Source organism: Microcystis sp. LE19-8.1F, assembly GCF_027531715.1.
Classification (GTDB): Bacteria; Cyanobacteriota; Cyanobacteriia; order Cyanobacteriales; family Microcystaceae; genus Microcystis; species Microcystis wesenbergii_A.
On sequence record NZ_JAPZSO010000100.1, the window covers coordinates 1 to 1,700 of the forward strand.

2 protein-coding genes and 1 pseudogene are annotated in these 1,700 nt (G+C 41.4%); 2 read left to right on the forward strand and 1 reads right to left on the reverse strand.

All coding sequences use genetic code 11. The features are described from left to right. Window positions 1-147: 147 nt before the first annotated feature. Together O9334_RS10565 and O9334_RS10570 are read left to right on the forward strand one after the other, a co-directional pair. Window positions 148-501 (forward strand): aldolase/citrate lyase/malate synthase family protein, encoded by a 354-nt coding sequence (locus O9334_RS10565; RefSeq protein ID WP_288000232.1) that lies wholly within the window; start codon window positions 148-150, stop codon window positions 499-501. 267 nt (window positions 502-768) lie between these two features. Further along, complete coding sequence (locus tag O9334_RS10570) at window positions 769-1,587, forward strand: glycosyltransferase family 2 protein (protein WP_288000234.1); 819 nt, start codon at window positions 769-771, stop codon at window positions 1,585-1,587. On the opposite strand, the pseudogene O9334_RS10575 reads toward O9334_RS10570, so the two are convergent. Next, a pseudogene (locus O9334_RS10575) lies at window positions 1,564-1,700 on the reverse strand (IS4 family transposase); the annotation flags it as partial. The gene O9334_RS10570 and the pseudogene O9334_RS10575 sit on opposite strands and share 24 nt — an antisense overlap.

A 1,700-nucleotide genomic window follows, 5' to 3' on the forward strand; every position in this document is an offset into this window, starting at 1 on the left:
GCACCATGCCATCCTAGATGGGGTTGAAGGGCTTGCTTTAAGGCGCTATACTGATTCATAGGGTTTTCGAGATTAGTGCTATTTCTCATAAAACCCTACTCCCGCCTACTTTTCAAGCTTTTTGTCCTGTACTTAGCACCAGAAGATGTGGTTGCTCTAGCTGAAGTTATCTCCATCCCAATTACAGTAAGAATTAATCCCTTAGATAACAATACTTCTGACGAGATAGAAACTGCCCTAGATTCTGGAGCTAAGATTATTATGCTACCGATGGCAAAAGTTCCCAGTGAGGTAGATAAATTTATTTCTCTAGTCAATGGAAGAGCTAAAACCCTAGTCCAAATTGAGACTCACACATTAGTAGAACATTGCCATGAGCTTAGAGATCTAGGTTGGGACTATAGTTATATTGGACTGAATGATTTAATGATTTCACGCCAAAAAACTCTATTTGGGATTTACTGGCAGATGGTACAGTTGAACAAATTTTTCAAATTTTAAACAATCGTATCGTTGGATTCGGTGGAGTAACGAGAATTAGTGGCGGCAACCCTATACCCTTCCTCGAACTTCTGCATGAGATGGCGCGGCTCAATTGCGGTTTAAGTGTTTTGAGGCGTACTTTTAAAAACGAAATGAGTGGCCGGAATCTTCAGGCGGAGATCCAAGCGATTCGAGCTGCTTGGGTAGCGGCGCGTCTTCGCAGTCGGGAAGCAGTTTTAGCAGATCATCTCACATTTTTAAAGCGACTGGGAGCAAATTAGAATTATGATATGGCTTATAGATCAAAACGCTAAGGCTATAGACGTAGCTGTTATTATCCCTTTATTCAACGGCTCTCAATGGATTCGACAAACACTCGAGTCAGTATTTTCCCAGTCTCAACCACCGAGAGAAATAGTAGTGGTTGACGATGGTTCTGAGGACGAATCCCTAGAGATTGTCAAGTCTTTTTCAGGTATCACTTTATTACGAAATCCTGACAAGGGTTCTCATTGCGCCCGCAATTTTGGATTCAAACATACCAATGCGCCTCTAGTAGCATTTCTCGATCAGGATGACATCTGGCATCGAGATCACCTGCGCCTTATGAGTACGATCCTAGAGCAATTTCCCCAATCTGCTGCTTGTGTAGCCAATTGCGCCCATTTTTATGAAAATAGCCTAAATTTTCCCTCTCCAGTCCTTAATTCTCAGTTTTTTGCTCCTTGGGACTTTTTCCCTACCAATTCTGTCGCCACTCCCTCAGCCATTGTGATTCGACGCGAAGCACTCGATTCCATCAATGGCTGGCCAACACAGTTTACGGGAACTGCTGTAGATTACTATACTTGGTTAAGGTTAAGTGTTAATCAATCTCTGATAAGAAACCATTGTATTACGGTTGGATATCGTCGCCATAATAATTCTCAGGGGACGAAGTTAAGATTACAAAACCTTGAAAAATTAATAGATAATCACATAAACACTTTAGCAGATGCTCTTCGTTATCGGGTTTCTGTCTATCCCCAAGATGCTGTATTACTGGAAAATAGATTGAAATCATTAACTAATATCTCGGATCTAAGTACAGGACAAAAAATGTAAGGACTGGAGAAAAAGAGAAAAGTTAGGTAATGAAGGATTGAGAATAAGATGACGAAGGTGGTCTAAACCTAGCCGAAAGAGGCTTTTTGCTCGGCGACCATGTTTCTTGATAG